Below are 15,562 nucleotides of genomic sequence, written 5' to 3'. Positions count from 1 at the left end.
CGCACCGGCGCGTCCGGGCCAGGCCCCGGTGCCACTGCCTGCTACGCGTTCTGCACGTCCTGTGCCCAGGCCAGGGCCCGTGCCTGACTTCTCGGCACCGGCACAGATGGACTGGGATGCTGCGGAGTCGCATCAGGAACTCGAACCGCGGCACGTCGGCGCGGGGGCCCTGCTTGCCGTGCAGGACGGGGGCGCGGGCAGCGACCGGCAGGACGCCCGGGACGACCCGCACACCGGTGCGCCCGTGCCGATGGAAGCCGGTGGGCAAGGCCAGTCCGACGGTCAGCTGCCTCCTGCGCTGGCCAGGCTCGGCGGGCTCGTGGTGGCCTTCGCCGTTCATGCGTCTGCGCATGGCGGCTGGGCCGCGCATGTGCCGCTGTCGGCCGATCTGCTCGTGGCCACGACGTTGCATCTGAACTGCGAGCACGGCGTGCTGACGCTCCGCTTCGAGACCTCCGACTGGGGCAGCCGCGAGCTGCTCGCCCAGCATGCAAACAGCCTGGTCAAACGCCTTCGCGGCGCGCTGCCGACCCTGTCGAGCGTGCAGCTCGAAGCCTGAGATCCAACGAAAAAGAGTAGACGCCATGCGAGACATTCTGAAGTCCATTCCACGTGCCATGCTCCTGGCTGTCGCCGTGTGCCTGGCCTCGCAGGCGGCTGTCGCCGTGACGCCGGCGTGGTCTGGTCGGCGCTACCAGTACGCAGCTGAAGGCAAGCCGCTTCGCGAGGTTCTGCGCGACTTCGCGTCCAGCCAGGGCATGGCCGTCACGATCTCGAACGACCTCGAAGGCGTGGTGGCCGGCAAGTTCGATCTGGCGCCCGGTGGCTTCCTGGATCTGATGGCGCGTGCGTACGGTTTTCTCTGGTACTTCGACGGTGCGGTTCTGCACATCGTGTCTGCCAAGGACATCCAGACGCGGGTGCTCAAGCTATCGGCGGCCCGGACCAGCCAACTGCGTGAAGCCATCGGACGGCTGGGCCTGGATGCCGAGCGCTTCCCCTTGCAGTACGACGACGACACCAACACCGCGATCGTTCAGGGGCCGGTGCCATACGTGGCGTTGGTGGTGGAAATGGCTGCGCGTCTCGAGGCACGCAGCGCGAAGCAGGGCACGGCGCAGGTTCGCGTGTTTCCGTTGCGCAATGCATGGGCTGCCGACCGCCCCGGTGAGCAGCCGAACAGTCCGCCGGTGCGCGGCGTCGCGTCTTTGCTGCGGGATTTGCACGGACGTGCGGACCAGTCCCTCGCGTCCCAGTCCACCAGGAACACCGCTGCGAGCATGCGCTTCATGCAGCGCACCCTCGTGGGTGGCGAATCCCTGGACGCCCTGCCGGCAATGGGTTCAGGCGTGCCTCCGATCCGCAGCACGCCGGCCTGGGCAGGCGGCGGACGCGGGGACGAGGGCAAGGCCTCGCAGGCCGTGCAGCCCACGCCGACGCTGCGTGCAGACGAGTCCGAAGACGAAGCCGAGAAAGAACAGCTCCCGGTCTTTCAGGCCGACGCCGCGAGCAACTCCGTCGTCGTGCGTGACCTGCCCGAGCGCCTGGCGCAGTACGAGGTGCTGATCGCTGAACTGGACCGACGGGTGTCTCAACTCGAGGTAGAGGTGCAGATCATCGACGTTCAGGGCGACGCGCTCGATGAATTGGGCGTCGACTGGCGTCTCCATTCCAATCGCGTGGACGCACAGACCGGATCGGGACAGGGTACGCAGGCGGGCTTCAGCGGCGCGCTGCCAGGCGCGGCGGATGCGGCGCAGACAGCCGTGAAGGGTGGCCTGCTGACAGCCGTCCTCGGCAACTCCGGGCGTTATCTGCTCGCACGCATTGGCGCGTATGCCGGTCAAGGGCGTGCGCGGATCGTGGGGCGACCCAAGGTCGCAACGCTCAACCATCAGGAAGCGGTGATGAGCAGCCAGCAGACCCTGTACGTGAAGGTCGAGGCCTATCAGAGTGCGCAGCTCTTCGCGCTGCAGGCGGGCACGGTCCTGCGCGTGACACCTTCTGCATCCAACGAGGACGGCGTCTGGCGCATCCGCATGAACGTGAGTGTGCAGGACGGCACCCTGCAGGAGCAGTCGGTCGGCGGCATTCCGATCATTTCCAACAATCGCATCGACACGCAGGCGGTGGTCTCGGACGGCGAGAGCCTGCTGCTGGCTGGCTACACCATGGAGAAGGAAGAAGTGCGGCGCAGCGGCGTGCCCGGCCTTTCGTCATTGCCCGGCATCGGCCGGCTGTTTCGCTACGACACGAAGTCGACCCAGAGTGCGGTTCGGCTGTTTCTCGTGTCGCCGCGGATTCTTCCTTGACTGCTTCGCGCGGGTGCGCAGGGCTTCGGAAGGCGGTTCATGGCGCAAGGGCACGGCCATAAGCTGTCTTCACCCATTTCATTCCAGCCTTCGACCAGGAGCAGCGCATGACCACTCTCACTCAGACCACCACGACGACCACGATGATGTCGTCGCGCCTATGGGCGCCGTTGCCACAGCCGCAGCCGGCATCCAACAATTGGAAAGTCGACACATTGCCCAATGGGGATATCAGGGTCTCGTCCGACAACCTCATCGTGACGGCGAGCAAGGCCGACGGTGGTCGAGTCACATGGCAGACGCTCGATCGCGGGATCGTGACCGCCCAGGGCGAGAGCACCGGAGATCCGCACGAAACTGTCAGCAAGGCGGGCGAGTCGGGACCAGGTCAGCATTTCGATTCGTCGGGCGACATGGGGGTCACGATCCCGTTGCCGGAGCCGAACGGGACCACCATCGTCCTCAAGCGAGTCACTGCCGACAACGGCACGCCCATCCCGGGCCAGAAGGAACCGACCTTCAACGGCTCGGTAATGATCGGCAGTGAAAAGGACGGCATCGTCACCATCGACAACCTTCATGGCGACGGACCGCTGCGGATGGGTGAGAGCTATCCGAACAGTCCGGGCCTGACGACATCGATCCTCAATCTGCAATGGGCCAACCAGATGAAATTCGACCCTGTCAAAGGGCGGCTGGTCGATCCTCAGACAGGCCAGGAAATCACGCAGGCGAGCGTCGATCGCAACGACTTGATAAGGGGTGGCTACCCAGCGTTGCTGAGTGCGTTGAACAAGGGTGGTGCGTTCATGTACACCCCTCCGGACTCGCCGGTTTGGACGGACAGAAAAGCCTGGGACGAAATAGATGAATCGAAGCTGAGCTGGATTCGGGATTCGCAACGACAAACGCACATGCAGGAGGAGCGCGTGCAAGAGGAGCGCAGGCAGGATGCCGACGTGCGCGACGCCCGCCGTCAGGATGCGCGTCGACAGGACGCTCGCCGGATGGCCTCGATGGGCCCGCCCTACACGGTGAACCAGTTCGTTCCCGTCGATCGTCGCTCGAAGACCATTCCGATGCCCTGCACGTGCGATTGCCCCAATGCGGGAGTCGCTCCATTGGATTACGCGCTCAGCGAGATCGGCCAGCAGCGGTTCGCGAGAAGTTCGTACAGCCGGTTGACCGACGGCAGCACGACGAGCATGCGCTGTCTCCTGCCCACGTACAGCGGAGGCTGGCTCGACCTGCAGATGGGGGACGGCATCGTCTGCTAGCCCGCTGCAGCATCGACATGTCCGGCGAAAAGACGAAGCCACCCACCGCGCACCGCCTCCGCAAGGCGCGGGAAGACGGAGAAACTGCGGTCAGCCAGGATCTCACGGCCGCCGTGGCGCTGGTTCTGCCGTTGGTGGTCCTGTCGGCCGGTGCGGCGGGCATGGCCGACAGGTTGACGTTGATCGTGCGATTGGCGCTGGACTTCGCAACGATGCCGCCTGAAGCACTGACCAGCCGTATCTACGCGCTGGGCCTGCAGCTGGCGATAGCGACGGTGCCCTTCGCTCTGGCTGCCTCGCTGGCCGGCATCGTCGGCGTGGCGCTGCAGGGGAGCGTCACGATGTCGATGAAGAAGGTCCAGATGAAGTTCGAGAACGCGGACCCGATAGCCGGTGTCGGCCGATTGTTTTCCGCGCGCACCATGACCGATGGCGTCAAGACCGTGGTCAAGCTGGTGCTGATGGGAACGCTGCTGGCGTTCAGCATCCGCAGCATGTTGCCGTTGCTTGCCGGTGCCGCATCGCGGCCGCCCGAGATGGTGGCCTCACTGCTCTGGGACTTGTCGCTGAAGCTCATGTTCACCGCGGCCGTTTTCATCGGCGTGGCTGCGGCGATCGATTTCCGGTTGCAACGCTGGCTGTTCGTCCGCGACAAGCGCATGAGCGAGGAAGAGGTCAAACGCGAGGGAAAGGACCTGAACGGCAACCCGGAGATCAAGGGCAAGCAGAAGGAGCTCGCTCGCGAGGCGGCCAACGAGACGCCGGCAGGCATGGCCGGTCGGCCCGACGTGGTGCTCGCCAATCCGACCCATTACTCGGTCGCGCTGAGCTATGTGCATGGACAAGGTGTGCCGACTGTCGTCGCGAAAGGCGAGGACGAGAAGGCGCTGGCATTGCGCATCTGGGCAGAACATGCGCTGGTGCCGGTGATAGAGCAACCTGCATTGGCACGGCGGCTCTATCTGGTGGAGGTCGGGCATCCGGTGCCGCCGGAAACCTATCAGGCCGTGGCGATCGTCCTGCAATGGGTACGTGCCATCGGGGCTCGCACGCCCACTCGGCGCATGCCATGAGGTCGGATGACGCAATGCGCGATGCGTCCGGCGCGCTCGCCGAGAGGCCCGGCCTGTTCGATGCACGGGCGTGGCTGGTCTTCGACGCCGTGTCATCGGAGTTGTGGCGTGGCGGTTCGAGGCTGTGCATGTCGATTCCCTGGCAGGTCGCCGGGTTGCCTGTGCTCTTCGCACTGGCATTCGCAGCGGCGGCTTGCACGCACGCATGGGCCTCGCGCGGGGACTCGATGGGCACACGGCGCGGGTTGTCGCCTCTGCGCCCGCCGCGGCAGGGGATTGCCATCCTTGTCATGGTGAAGCACGGCATGTGGTGGTCCGGCTTCGCACACATTGTCGCGGTAGCTCGACTGTGGGCACATCAAGCAGCAGGCGCGCTGGCCCTGCCTGTGCGCTGGCAATCTGGAGCCGTGTGCTCGTGGCGAGCTCACCTGGTCTTGCGAATGTTCCTGAACACTTTTCGTTGGACCGGCGTGCGTGCAGGCGCAGTCGTGTCGGCACGCATGCCGATACTGGCCCGAGCTGCATATGCGCCAGCGGTGCCGCGAATGTTTGCACTATGGTCTGGTCGGGTCCGGCGTCGCAGCCTGCCGGCCTTCATGTGGCGGCTGCTGCGCACCGGCTCGGCGATGCCGCCGGTACGGGTCTTCGGGCAGATGCCTGGCGCATCGCAGCGTCCGCTGCCAGTCTTGCAAGGTCAAGGGGTGTTCGTGCTGCTCGGACCGGGCTTCGCCGCGAGGGTGCTGGCACCGAATGCCGATGGCACGTACCAGGTCACTGCTTTCGAACAGGGGCTGCGTGCTCTCGCCGTACGCGGCATGGCCGTGAAGGCAGGCGTTCCCATCGTGGAGCACGCTCGGTTGGCGACACGCATGGCGCACGTGTTTCCGCCAGCCCCCGTGCCGGCCGATTGCATGTTGCCCGTGCGCCTGATGGCCCAGTGGCTGTATCGCGTGGCTGCGCCGCCCGTGCAGGAGCTCGCATGAAGCTGGCCGCATTGCTCATGAGCCGCAGCGGCGAGTTCGCCGTTGCGGGCCTGCTGGTGGCCATCCTCAGCCTGATGATCCTGCCGTTGCCGCCGGTCGCCATCGACGCGCTGCTGTCGATGAACATCGGACTGTCGGTGTTGCTGCTGATGGTGGCGCTCTATGCGCCGTCACTTACTTCGCTGTCGACCTTTCCGTCGATGCTGCTCTTCACCACGTTGCTGCGCCTGTCGCTGAACATCGCCACGACCAAGGCCATCCTGCTGCATGCCGAGGCCGGCCACATCGTCGATGCGTTCGGCAATCTTGTGGTCGGCGGCAACCTGGTGGTCGGCCTGGTGGTCTTCCTGATCATTGCCGTGGTGCAGTTCATCGTGATCGCCAAGGGCTCGGAGCGCTCGTCCGAGGTCAGCGCACGCTTTGCGCTGGACGGTCTGCCGGGCCAGCAGATGAGCATCGATGCGGAGCAGCGTGCCGGCTCGATCACGTCCGACGAGGCCAAGCGCAAGCGCTCGCAGCTGGCGATGGAAAGCCAACTGCTCGGCGGGATGGATGGCGCGATGAAGTTCGTCAAGGGCGATGCGATTGCCGGCTTGCTGATCACCGTCGTGAACATCGTCGCCGGCATTGCGGTCGGCGTGGTCTATCACGGCATGACGATGGGCGATTCGGCCCAGCGCTTCGCGGTGCTGTCGGTCGGCGACGGCATGGTGTCGCAGATTCCGTCGCTGCTGATCTCCGTGTCGGCCGGTGTGCTGACCACGCGCGTGGCCGACAAGCAGCAGGCGCGCCAGGTGCCGCTGGGGCAGGAAATCATGCGGCAGCTGTTCAAGGACCGGCGCGCGCTGTACATGACGGCAGGCCTGCTGGCCGGCTTCTCGCTGATCCCGGGTTTTCCGATGTGGCTCTTCCTGGGTCTTGCGGCCTTGCTCGCTGCGGGTGGCAGGGCGCTGGGGAAGGCGCCGTCGAAGTCACTGGCCGAAGGCGGCGATGGCGCCGGCCTGGAGGCGATGCCGGCGTTGCGTGGCTTCGGCGCGAAGGGTGAAGGCCCGGTCATCGGGCTGAGCGCGCCGCCGTTCTCGCCACCGATCGGGCTGCGGCTGTCCCATGACCTGCATGCACGCATCTCGTCGCCCGCGCTGGACCAGGCGATGCTCAAGGCACGCGAATCACTCGAAGGCGAATTGGGCCTGCCGTTTCCCGGAATGGGTGTCTGGCGCGCGGCGGCGATTCCGTCCCAGGAATGCGAGATCCTGCTGCAGGAAGTCCCGGCGGGCCGCCTGTCGGTGCCCAAGGGGCGTGTCGCCATCGCTTGTGCGGGTGCGCCTGCGGAGGGCTGGGTGGCCATCGCCCAGCTGCCCGGCGTGTTCTGGACATCGCCGGAAGCTGCATCGCGCGCCGATGCGTCGCTGCTGACGCTGGAGACCGTCATCGCGCGCTACATCGCTGCATGCGTGACCGAGCAGGCGCATCTCTTCGTGGGCATCCAGGAGACGCAATGGATCATGGACAAGCTCAATGCCGAATACCTCGGCCTGACCACCGAAGTCCAGAAGGTGCTGCCGCTGCAGCGCATCGCCGACGTGCTGCGGCGCCTGCTGGAAGAGCAGGTGCCGATCCGCGGCATGCGCAACATCCTGGAGAGCCTGGTCTATTGGGGGCCGAAGGAGAAGGACGTGCTGATGCTCACCGAGTACGTGCGCGGCGACCTCGGCCGCCTGATCGCGTTCCGCGCGGCGGGCGGTGCGCCGCGCATCGATGCGCTGTTTCTCGACGTCGAGGTCGAGCAGCAGATACGCCAGGCCATCAAGCCCACGCCCACCGGCAACTTTCTCACTCTGCCGCAGGACGACATCACGCGCCTGGTCGAGCGCATCGCGCAGGGCGCCGGTCCGGTGCCCAACGGCAGCTTGGCGCTCGTCACGTCCATGGACATACGGCGCTACGTACGCAAGATGATCCAGCCACGCCTGCCCTGGCTGCAGGTGTATTCCTTTCAAGAGCTGGGCGCCTACCTGGAACTCGTGCCGATAGGTCAGGTGAGCCCATGATTCGATGGATTGCGACCCTGGTTTGCCTGCTCGCGCTTCCCGTTGCGCACGGCGGTGACCTATGGAAATGCGGAGATGTCTTCACCGATCAGCCAGTGGGCCGTGCGATGCGCTCATGCATGCCCGCCAACGCGGCTTCCGTGATCGCCGCTGCGCCGCGCACCACGCTCACCGCGCCCGCCACGCCGCAACGATCGAACAGCCGCATCGAGCCTGCAGTCCAGGGCGCGCGCGACCGCGAGGCTCGCGGCATCTTGCAGGCCGAGCTCGCAGACACGCTCGCACGGCGGGACGCGGTGCTCGCCGCCAGTAGCAGCACCCCGCCGGCGACATTGGCGGCCAGCCTTCACCGACTGGAAGCCGATATCGACGGCTTGCGGCGCGAGATCAATCGCCGACCTCAGGAGACACCATGAATCAAGACATCGACACCGCGCATCCGCACAAGATCAACATGCTGATGGCGCTCACGGGACTGGCGCTGTCGCGGGACGCCGACCAGTTTGCGCAACCCATGTTCGAGTTGGTCAGCCGCTTCCGGCCCAAGTCGCCGCGGGTCGATTCCTTCGAGGGCTGGTTCTGCATGCGCCGTGGCGACCTGCTGGGCGCGACGCGCCATCTCACAGCGGCCGTCGAAGCACTGGGATCCGAGTCCGGATCCGCGCGCACCTTGCTCGCGATGGTGCTGTGTGCGCAAGGCGATCCGTCATGGCTCGTTCAGGCGCAGATCGTCATCGACGAGGGCTGGGATCCGAATGGCGTTTTCCTGATGAAGTCGCTGCGCGGCGACACGGACGCGAAGCCGGCAGCGGCAAAGGCACAAGCCGAAGTCGTCGCGGACCATCCCGGCGTGCCGCCTGCGACCGACCGGGTGGATCCCCCGCTCGTCGCCTCTGCGCCAGCGGAGGCGGTGCCCTCCGTGAACGCGAACCGCGATCGCCGCATGGTGTTCCTGCGGGGCTGAATGCCAGGTGATGTGGGAGACATGAATGCTTCGCTGGAGTGAATGCCGCTGCGCGTCGGACCCGGAGTGCACGGCCGAGCCGACCTACGCTCAAGTCGACCTCATGTCCATCATGTCGCTGGGCAGGGTTCTTAAAGGAGAGATGAAATGATCGGATCGATCTTGAGCAAGGGTTTGGATGTCCTCAGCTCCCTGGCAACCGGGGGCGGAGTGAACGGGATGGTCGCCGAACTGTTCGGAAATGGGGCCGGCGCTCTGAAAAACCTTCTTGGCGCAAATTCTCCGCTTGCCGCTTCTCTGGGGCTCGCCAAGAACATGGCGAAGCTGAAGGAGAACGAGTTCCTCTTCGGGAAGGGGATGTGATCCATGACTGTCGGAGCAACAAGCACACCTTCCGCAGGATGGTCGCCGCCGATCTCCAATCAGGGCGATCCGAATCGGACCAAGGCGGATCAGGAACGGCAGGCGGCGGCGGATGCCCTGAAGGCGCTTGAGCAGCAAAGCGCGCGAAGGCGGGCTGCAGGTGCCGTCCCCGGTAGCGGAGGTGGATGCGGCAGTGGTGGATGCAGCGGTGGCGGCGGCATCGCAACGAATCCCGACCAGGATGCCATCGACCAGATGGTGCGCATGGGCTATTCCCCCGCTGCTGCCGCAAAAGCGATCCAGGACGCAAAAGCGGGCTCCGGCTGTGCGCAAAGCATGGGCTGTCCGTCCTGTGGCGGCGGTGCCTGCACCTGTGCGTCGATGAGCTGCATGCAGTAGTCCAGCCATCTGCAGAAGGGCGATGCAGCCATGCCTACCCGCGCTGCTGCATCGCCTCTTTCCAAGATCACACAGAAAGTCGATTCATGGCGAACGTACCCTATCCGCTACTGACCCTGGAGCTGTGCACTCTGGTTGCGCAACTTGCAAGCCCCGTGGGCAGTGGACAGCTGAGCGCCGAGGACCTTGCGCTCGCGCGACATGCGCTCTCGGAATCGGCCAACGAAGCCCGTGATGCCATTCGAACACTCCCCCGCGCCGCCGCGCAGGACGCTCTGTTGTTCGCGGACGCGCTTACCGCGGCTGTCGGTGCACTGGACCTGATTCACGCAGGCCGTTGACGAGGCCATCCGATGGACGAAGAAGAAAGTACGGAATTTGCCCTGTCCGGTACGGCATGGAGCACGCTCGAGCAGGCCGCACGCTGTCTGGGCCTGTCGCAAGCGGATGCCCGCGACGCGGCGAGTGCATCGATGCTGTCGATCGACGGACATCGCGTCATCTTGATGGAGACGCCTGCCGAAGTGCAGGTGCCCATGTGCAAGCTGATGCTGGTGAGTCGACTCGACATGCTGGACAACGAAGACGCGGCCACGATACGTCTTGTATTGCAGACAAACGTCCACGCAGGCATGTGTCTCGGCGCCAGCGCCGCCATGGACGGGGCCGGAAGGTTGTTGCTCACGATGGCGCTGAACGCCGAGTTCTACGACCCTCCTTCACTTGCCTCGACCTTGTTGCGCTTCGGCGCCATGGTCCGGCAGTTCGCTGAGCTGAAACCGCCTGCGCAGCACTGAAGGGACCGCCTCCACAGCGGGCGGCGGGCTCGCTGCATTTGCGTGTGCGGCTATGCCGTCGAATGCTGCCGCTCGGGTGCCGGTGAGGATGCGAGCGCACGGTCTCGACGCGCCTGTGCGACGGCCTGGAAATCCTGGCGCAGCAGGCTGAACGCCATCAAGTCGTGGTAGGTGTCATTCCACCGGCCAGCCTGGCGCATCAGGCCCTCGAACCGGAACGCCGACCTTCTCAGCACCCGCAGCGACGACTCATTTTCAGGGTGCACCCAGGCCGCGATCCGGTTGAATCCGATCGTGTCGAAGGCCCATTCAAGTACGGCAAACAGTGTTTCGGCCACATAGCCATTGCCTCGCTGGGATGGGCAGAGCTCGTAGCCCAGCAGACATTGGTGTGCGTGGAAGTCCCAAGCGCGCAGTCCGGTGATGCCGATGATCCCCGGCGTCGATTTCTTCTCGATGCCCCACTGCGTTTCGCCGCTGGCCGCTCTGGCATTCGAGAACCATGCCAGCATGTGCTCGACCTGTTCCTGGGATGTCGGGCAATCTGCGCCGCGCCAGCGCATGGCCTCCTTCTGCTGATAGATGGCCAGCAGTGCCGGTGCGTCGGCGGGAAGGAGTTCTCGCAACACCAGCCGTTGCGTTTCGATCCGTGGAAATTCAGGCATCCCCCATTGTTGAAAAACTGCTGTGGAGAGTGCGCCGTCAAACGAATCCCGGTTCGGACAGGCGAAGCGGGGCATCATCCCCGACCTGGCCCCCTGCTCGCCTACAGTCCCAGCGACTGCGAAGGCGACTGCGCGTAGTACTTTCGATAGGACGTTGCCAGCGTGGTCCGGTTGTTGACGCCGAAGCGTTGCGCGATGTCCATGATGAGTTCGCGGCCGTTGCCTTCGTGCTTCAAGGCATGGTGGATCTGCTGCATGCGCAACTGGCGCATGACTTCGGTCGGCGAGTCTCCGATGTGGCGTTTGAAGGTCTGTTGCAACGCGCGTTCGGTGACGCCGGCGGTGGCCGCGACGTCCTTGACGGAAAGCCCTGCATCACCGATGTGCGAGACCATCCAGTCGTAGGCTCTGCGGTAGCGTGCCGGCAGCCGGGCGCCGATGTCGTCGCTCACGGCAGGCTGTGAGATGCCCGGCAATTCGCCCAGCCGGCGTATCGTTACCTGGCGCTGCCTGACGCGTCGTACCGCACTGCTGGCGTAGCGCCGATAGAGGTCTGCGCCTTCCTCCTGGCGTCCTTGAAGCATCCGCAGTCGGGAGAGGCAATAGAGAAGCTCGCATTGAAGCGAATCGTTCGAAGCGATGTGCGCGTTGTCCTGCCGCTCGAATCGTTGAAGAAGCTCTTCGGCTTGAGGAAGCCGCTTGACGGCCAGGGAAACCATCGCAGACTCGAGATATTCGGCCTGCTGGACCGATGCAGCGAACTGGGAGTAAGTTGCGCTGTCCTCCGACGACGTGCACGCTGTACGTGCGCCGGCCATGGTGTCGAACAATCTCCGGAGCTGGACGCATCTCACGGACATCAGGTTGAAAGCCCATCCTTGCTCACATTCCATGGGCATGACGGGGACGGCTTCGAGCGTCGAAATTCCCCATGCGTCGTTGCATACCCAATAGACATGGTCGCTGAGTTCCTGAAGCCGATGAATGCGATCGCTCAGATTCAGGTCCTGCAACAGGACATCCGCGATGCAGTGCCAATCCGCGTCGTGGCGTGCGAGCGCGCGCGCCGCGAGGTCGTTCGCGTGGCGCTGTGCAGCTTGAGGAAATGCACCGTCGTGGCACAGCAATGCGCATCCTGCCAGGCGCTCCATGCCGTCATCCCATGGTCCGCCCGTTGCTGGCGAGCGCCAGAACGCCTGTGCCGCCGGTGTGACGGGAGCACCCGACAACGCCTTGCGCGCATCGGCACGCTCGGCGAGGAAGGTTGCGAACGACCCATGTGCCTGGCGCAGCGATCGACCATAAGCCGAATGCGCCTCGTCGAGATTGCCTGCCAGCAATGCCATGTCGGCACTGGCCTGGAGCCACAGGGCCGAGTGCACGGGGTCCTGCGTGTGTTCGGCCGCGTGCAAGGCCAGTTCGCGCGCCGAGACCGGGCGGCCGGCCTCGACCTGGCGCAGGAACAGTGTGGCATTGGGCAGCTCGCGCACCCATGCCGCGGTCATCGCCAGAAGGTACTGTCTGTGAATCATCGTTGTCTCCTGTTTTTCTGCTCATTCATGCACCGCGCGCAACTGGCGCATTGCCAACCCAGCGGTGCGCGCGCAGCTGCTGAATGGCTTCGCGCGGCGAGATGCCAAGCACGCTCTTGAATCGCATCTGCAGCGCTCGTTCGCTCACGCCGATGGATGCAGCCACTTCGTGGACGGAGAGGTCGACGCGGCCGTGATGCTCCCGCAGATACTCGTAGGCGCGGCGATAGCGCTGCGGTAGCAAGGTGACGGGATCATCGGACGCCGGCAGTGCGGATTCGGGCGTGCACGGGACATTGTCATGAAGCTGATTGAGCGTTGCGGCGAGGCTGCGGATCGTGTCCATCGCGAGCTTCAGGTACCGCCGATACAGCGCCAGTCCCTCGGCAGGTTGCCCGCGTTCCATCATCGACTTGGCCATGCAGTATGCAAACTCGATCTGTGCGGGCCTGACCACCCCGGCGATCGGGGCGGATTGAGCAATGCTGGCGATGTTCGCGGGAACGTTGGCGAGCAGCCGTGCCGCTGTGGCGGGTTGACCTCCGGCCAATGCCGCCAGCGCGAGTTCCTGCAGGCTCATTCGCGCGGACCATGCGGCACTGCTCGGCCAAGGGTGGGACGAGCGCACTCCGGATTCGCCCGATCGCTGAACCGGAGTCTCGCCATGCGCCACGGCGAGAAGCTGTGTCAGCTGATGCTGGCGATGCTCGAGGATCGAATGCACGGCATTCGGAGTGTTCGGAAAGATCACGCTGGGTGTCAGGGTGTTCGATGGCGAAGCACCCGAGGGGCCGGCGTGCCAGTAGACGTGGTCGTGCAGGCGCGGCGAGCTCAGCAGTTCTCGATACACGCCGATGTCACGGTTGAGCGTGTGCGCCAGATAACGCCATCCATCATGGTGAATGGCCGATGCGGCATCCAGCAATTGCGTAGAGAACGATGCTGCTTCGCGCAGCATGCCGCCTTCGCGGAACAGCAATGCACACGCTGCGAGTGCTTCGAGTCGCATACCCTCGTCGGGACTCTGCAGGTTGCGTACGAAGCAGCGCGAGGCGGTCTCGATCCGCCCGCGAACCAGCATCAGCAGACCCGTGGTGCGACAGGACATCGAACTCAACAACGGATGGCCGTCCATCAAGGCCAGGGACTTTTCGTGAATGGTCTCGACGGCTTCAAAGTTACCGATCAACAACTGAATGTCGCCCAGCAACTGCCAGTGCTGGGCCATGAAGAGCGGCGTTCCACCGGTCGACAATGCGTCACGGACGATGGTTGCCGCCTCGGCATACCGGTCTTCCGCAAGCAACTCCTGCAGTCGTCGAGGCAATTGTTCTCCCATGCGAAGAATCTGGATGGCGGCTAGGTAATTCGGATAAATCATTCGCGTCTTCACTTCCTGGTATGTGGGTGTCAGGTTAGGAGGCGTGTCGTCAACGACAGGGGGGCTGGCGAACATCCGTTCCTGCTAGCGAAGCAGGTGATGGTCCGGAAAGTGAACAATCGTTTCGAGTTCGATGACTGAAAATCGATATCGATCGCAACGCAAAGAAGATGATTTGACCGAGTCGCAATTGGCCGCAGGAAGGCGTGCCGATTGGGCACTGCATGCTGGATACCTGCACTGACTTTCTGGAGAAACGAAAGACATATTGCACGTTCGCGGCGCAACGCGAAGCGGCAAATGGAGAGACTCGAGAACGGGTGGCCTGCGCCGGCTGGCCTGCCTGCGCGAGGACCTATTTCTCTTGGACAGGAGGTCTGTCGATCTGTTCGATGCATTCGCATCGATACAGCGTCGTGATTCGATACGACGACTGATGTGCTTTGTCGTCCGGCGAATCGGAGCCGTGGCGGCTCCTTGCTGCGGAGGTATGCGTATGCGTGTCATAGGATCTCAATTCCCACGCCCTGAAGGCAGCAGCAAATTGGCAGTCTATGGTCGTCATACGACTCACCGAATCAGTCGGAAGAATTCTCTAGATTCAGCTATTTCGGCCACAAAAGTGACGAGTACAAGTTGACTTGCACATTGAATTGAATTCAAAGGCGGCGCATATCGCATGCACCATTGTGATGCGATTGCGCCCCAATTCAATAACGAAGATGGCGTCAGGTTGCCGCGGCGGTCGGCAATGATTTCTTGCCGATCCAGGAGCTGTTGCTCTTCATCTGGTAGTGCGCGCCCGATGTCACCGGTTCATACAGCGGCGGATGCACGGCATCGGTGCATGTCGGCAGGCACGCGATCAGTGCGTCGTCGTTGGGCTGCAGGAAGAAGGCGATCGACATGCGGTCGCCCGCGCCCCCAGGCGGCACGACCCGGTGCATCGTCGACACCCAGCGGTCATTGGTCCAGCGGGCCATCAGGTCGCCGATGTTGACGATGAAGCTGCCGGGCACGTGTTCCACGTCTTCCCACCCGCCATCAGCCGCCTGCACCTGCAGGCCGCGCGGCGAGCGCGCCGGGTTGAGCAGCGTGAGTGCGCCGAAGTCGGTGTGCGCACCGGCGCGGAACTGGCCGGCCGCGGCGGCTTGCGTCTGCGTGGGGTAGTAGTTGGCGACCAGGTGCGAGATGTGGCGATCGCAATAGGGGACGAAGTAGTCCCGGGGCAGTGCGAGGGCGAGCGCGAACACCTCCATCAGGTCGGATGCGAGGCGCTCCATCGCCGCGTAGTACGCGATCGCGGTCTCGACGAAGTCCGGGTCGGCGGGCCAGCGGTTCGGCTGGAAGTGGTTGTGCGCGCGCGCACGGTGGTATTCGTCGTCGGGTATGTCGGTGCGGCCGGTGGTGAAACGCTCCATCAGGTCGGGCGGCGTGTACTCGCCGCGCGAATGGGCAAGGGCGGTCGCGTCACGGCCGCGGTAGCCGCGGTTGCTGTCGCGCGTCACGCCGATGCGTTGCTTGTCTTCCAGCGGCAGCGCGAAGAAGTCGGTCAGGTGCTTCTCGTAGCGCGCCATCAGTTCGGCCGCAATGCCGTGTCCGGCCACCATGAGGAAGCCGGAATCGCGGCAGGCGGCGTCGACCTGGCGTGCGACCGCGTCGCGGTCGGCGGCGCTGCCGTTCAAGAAGGGATCGATGTCGACCAGTGGTACTCGGCTCATTGCGGGACGTCCTGAAACAAGGGAGGAAGGAAGAAGCCCGGCCG

General features: G+C 64.4%; 16 protein-coding genes. 12 read left to right on the top strand and 4 right to left on the bottom strand.

Going from position 1 to position 15,562, the window contains the following annotated elements:
• The first annotated feature begins 79 nt into the window (after positions 1-79).
• The 12 genes from AC07PZ_RS16715 (at position 80) to AC07PZ_RS16660 (ending at position 10,219) form a co-directional block, all read left to right on the top strand.
• Positions 80-559: a type III secretion HpaP family protein gene (locus AC07PZ_RS16715; protein ID WP_495296239.1), complete on the top strand. Its 480-nt coding sequence runs from the start codon at positions 80-82 to the stop codon at positions 557-559.
• 25 nt (positions 560-584) lie between these two features.
• Complete coding sequence (gene sctC / locus AC07PZ_RS16710; RefSeq protein WP_495296238.1) at positions 585-2,312, top strand: type III secretion system outer membrane ring subunit SctC; 1,728 nt, start codon at positions 585-587, stop codon at positions 2,310-2,312.
• Between the two features lie 107 nt (positions 2,313-2,419).
• Positions 2,420-3,589: a hypothetical protein gene (locus AC07PZ_RS16705; RefSeq protein ID WP_495296237.1), complete on the top strand. Its 1,170-nt coding sequence runs from the start codon at positions 2,420-2,422 to the stop codon at positions 3,587-3,589.
• A 17-nt stretch (positions 3,590-3,606) separates the two neighbouring features.
• Entirely contained in the window at positions 3,607-4,662 is a 1,056-nt protein-coding gene (locus AC07PZ_RS16700) for an EscU/YscU/HrcU family type III secretion system export apparatus switch protein (protein WP_495296236.1), read from the top strand.
• 14 nt (positions 4,663-4,676) lie between these two features.
• A complete protein-coding gene (locus AC07PZ_RS16695; RefSeq protein WP_495296235.1) occupies positions 4,677-5,645 on the top strand; it encodes a hypothetical protein in 969 nt (322 codons plus the stop codon).
• Positions 5,642-7,696, top strand: coding sequence for a type III secretion system export apparatus subunit SctV (sctV, locus tag AC07PZ_RS16690; RefSeq protein WP_495296234.1), 2,055 nt, complete (start codon positions 5,642-5,644; stop codon positions 7,694-7,696). Before AC07PZ_RS16695 ends, sctV begins: the two co-directional genes overlap by 4 nt.
• Positions 7,693-8,112: a hypothetical protein gene (locus tag AC07PZ_RS16685; RefSeq protein ID WP_495296233.1), complete on the top strand. Its 420-nt coding sequence runs from the start codon at positions 7,693-7,695 to the stop codon at positions 8,110-8,112. The genes sctV and AC07PZ_RS16685 overlap by 4 nt, the downstream gene beginning before the upstream one ends.
• Positions 8,109-8,660: an HrpB1 family type III secretion system apparatus protein gene (locus AC07PZ_RS16680; RefSeq protein ID WP_495296232.1), complete on the top strand. Its 552-nt coding sequence runs from the start codon at positions 8,109-8,111 to the stop codon at positions 8,658-8,660. The genes AC07PZ_RS16685 and AC07PZ_RS16680 overlap by 4 nt, the downstream gene beginning before the upstream one ends.
• 147 nt (positions 8,661-8,807) lie before the next feature.
• Positions 8,808-9,023 (top strand): hypothetical protein, encoded by a 216-nt coding sequence (locus AC07PZ_RS16675; protein WP_495296231.1) that lies wholly within the window; start codon positions 8,808-8,810, stop codon positions 9,021-9,023.
• A 3-nt stretch (positions 9,024-9,026) separates the two neighbouring features.
• On the top strand, positions 9,027-9,422 hold the full coding sequence (locus AC07PZ_RS16670) for a hypothetical protein (protein ID WP_495296230.1): 396 nt from the start codon (positions 9,027-9,029) through the stop codon (positions 9,420-9,422).
• 86 nt (positions 9,423-9,508) lie between these two features.
• The gene (locus AC07PZ_RS16665; RefSeq protein WP_495296229.1) at positions 9,509-9,763 is read left to right on the top strand and encodes a hypothetical protein; all 255 of its coding nucleotides are present in this window, start codon (positions 9,509-9,511) and stop codon (positions 9,761-9,763) included.
• Between the two features lie 12 nt (positions 9,764-9,775).
• The gene (locus AC07PZ_RS16660; protein WP_495296228.1) at positions 9,776-10,219 is read left to right on the top strand and encodes a CesT family type III secretion system chaperone; all 444 of its coding nucleotides are present in this window, start codon (positions 9,776-9,778) and stop codon (positions 10,217-10,219) included.
• A gap of 50 nt (positions 10,220-10,269) precedes the next feature.
• On the opposite strand, the gene AC07PZ_RS16655 is transcribed toward AC07PZ_RS16660, so the two are convergent.
• The 4 genes from AC07PZ_RS16655 to AC07PZ_RS16640 all read right to left on the bottom strand — a co-directional run bounded on the left by AC07PZ_RS16655 (position 10,270) and on the right by AC07PZ_RS16640 (position 15,518).
• Positions 10,270-10,959: a GNAT family N-acetyltransferase gene (locus tag AC07PZ_RS16655; protein WP_495296227.1), complete on the bottom strand. Its 690-nt coding sequence runs from the start codon at positions 10,957-10,959 to the stop codon at positions 10,270-10,272.
• A 26-nt stretch (positions 10,960-10,985) separates the two neighbouring features.
• Positions 10,986-12,389 (bottom strand): helix-turn-helix domain-containing protein, encoded by a 1,404-nt coding sequence (locus AC07PZ_RS16650; RefSeq protein ID WP_495296226.1) that lies wholly within the window; start codon positions 12,387-12,389, stop codon positions 10,986-10,988.
• A gap of 52 nt (positions 12,390-12,441) precedes the next feature.
• Positions 12,442-13,797: a helix-turn-helix transcriptional regulator gene (locus AC07PZ_RS16645; protein ID WP_495296225.1), complete on the bottom strand. Its 1,356-nt coding sequence runs from the start codon at positions 13,795-13,797 to the stop codon at positions 12,442-12,444.
• Positions 13,798-14,525: 728 nt separating this feature from the next.
• Entirely contained in the window at positions 14,526-15,518 is a 993-nt protein-coding gene (locus AC07PZ_RS16640) for an isopenicillin N synthase family dioxygenase (protein ID WP_495296224.1), read from the bottom strand.
• Between the last annotated feature and the right edge of the window lie 44 nt (positions 15,519-15,562).

Source organism: Variovorax sp. GW821-FHT10B04 (genome assembly GCF_059415645.1).
Note: the sequence above shows the minus strand (reverse complement) of the source record. Positions and strands in the feature narration are given on the sequence as shown.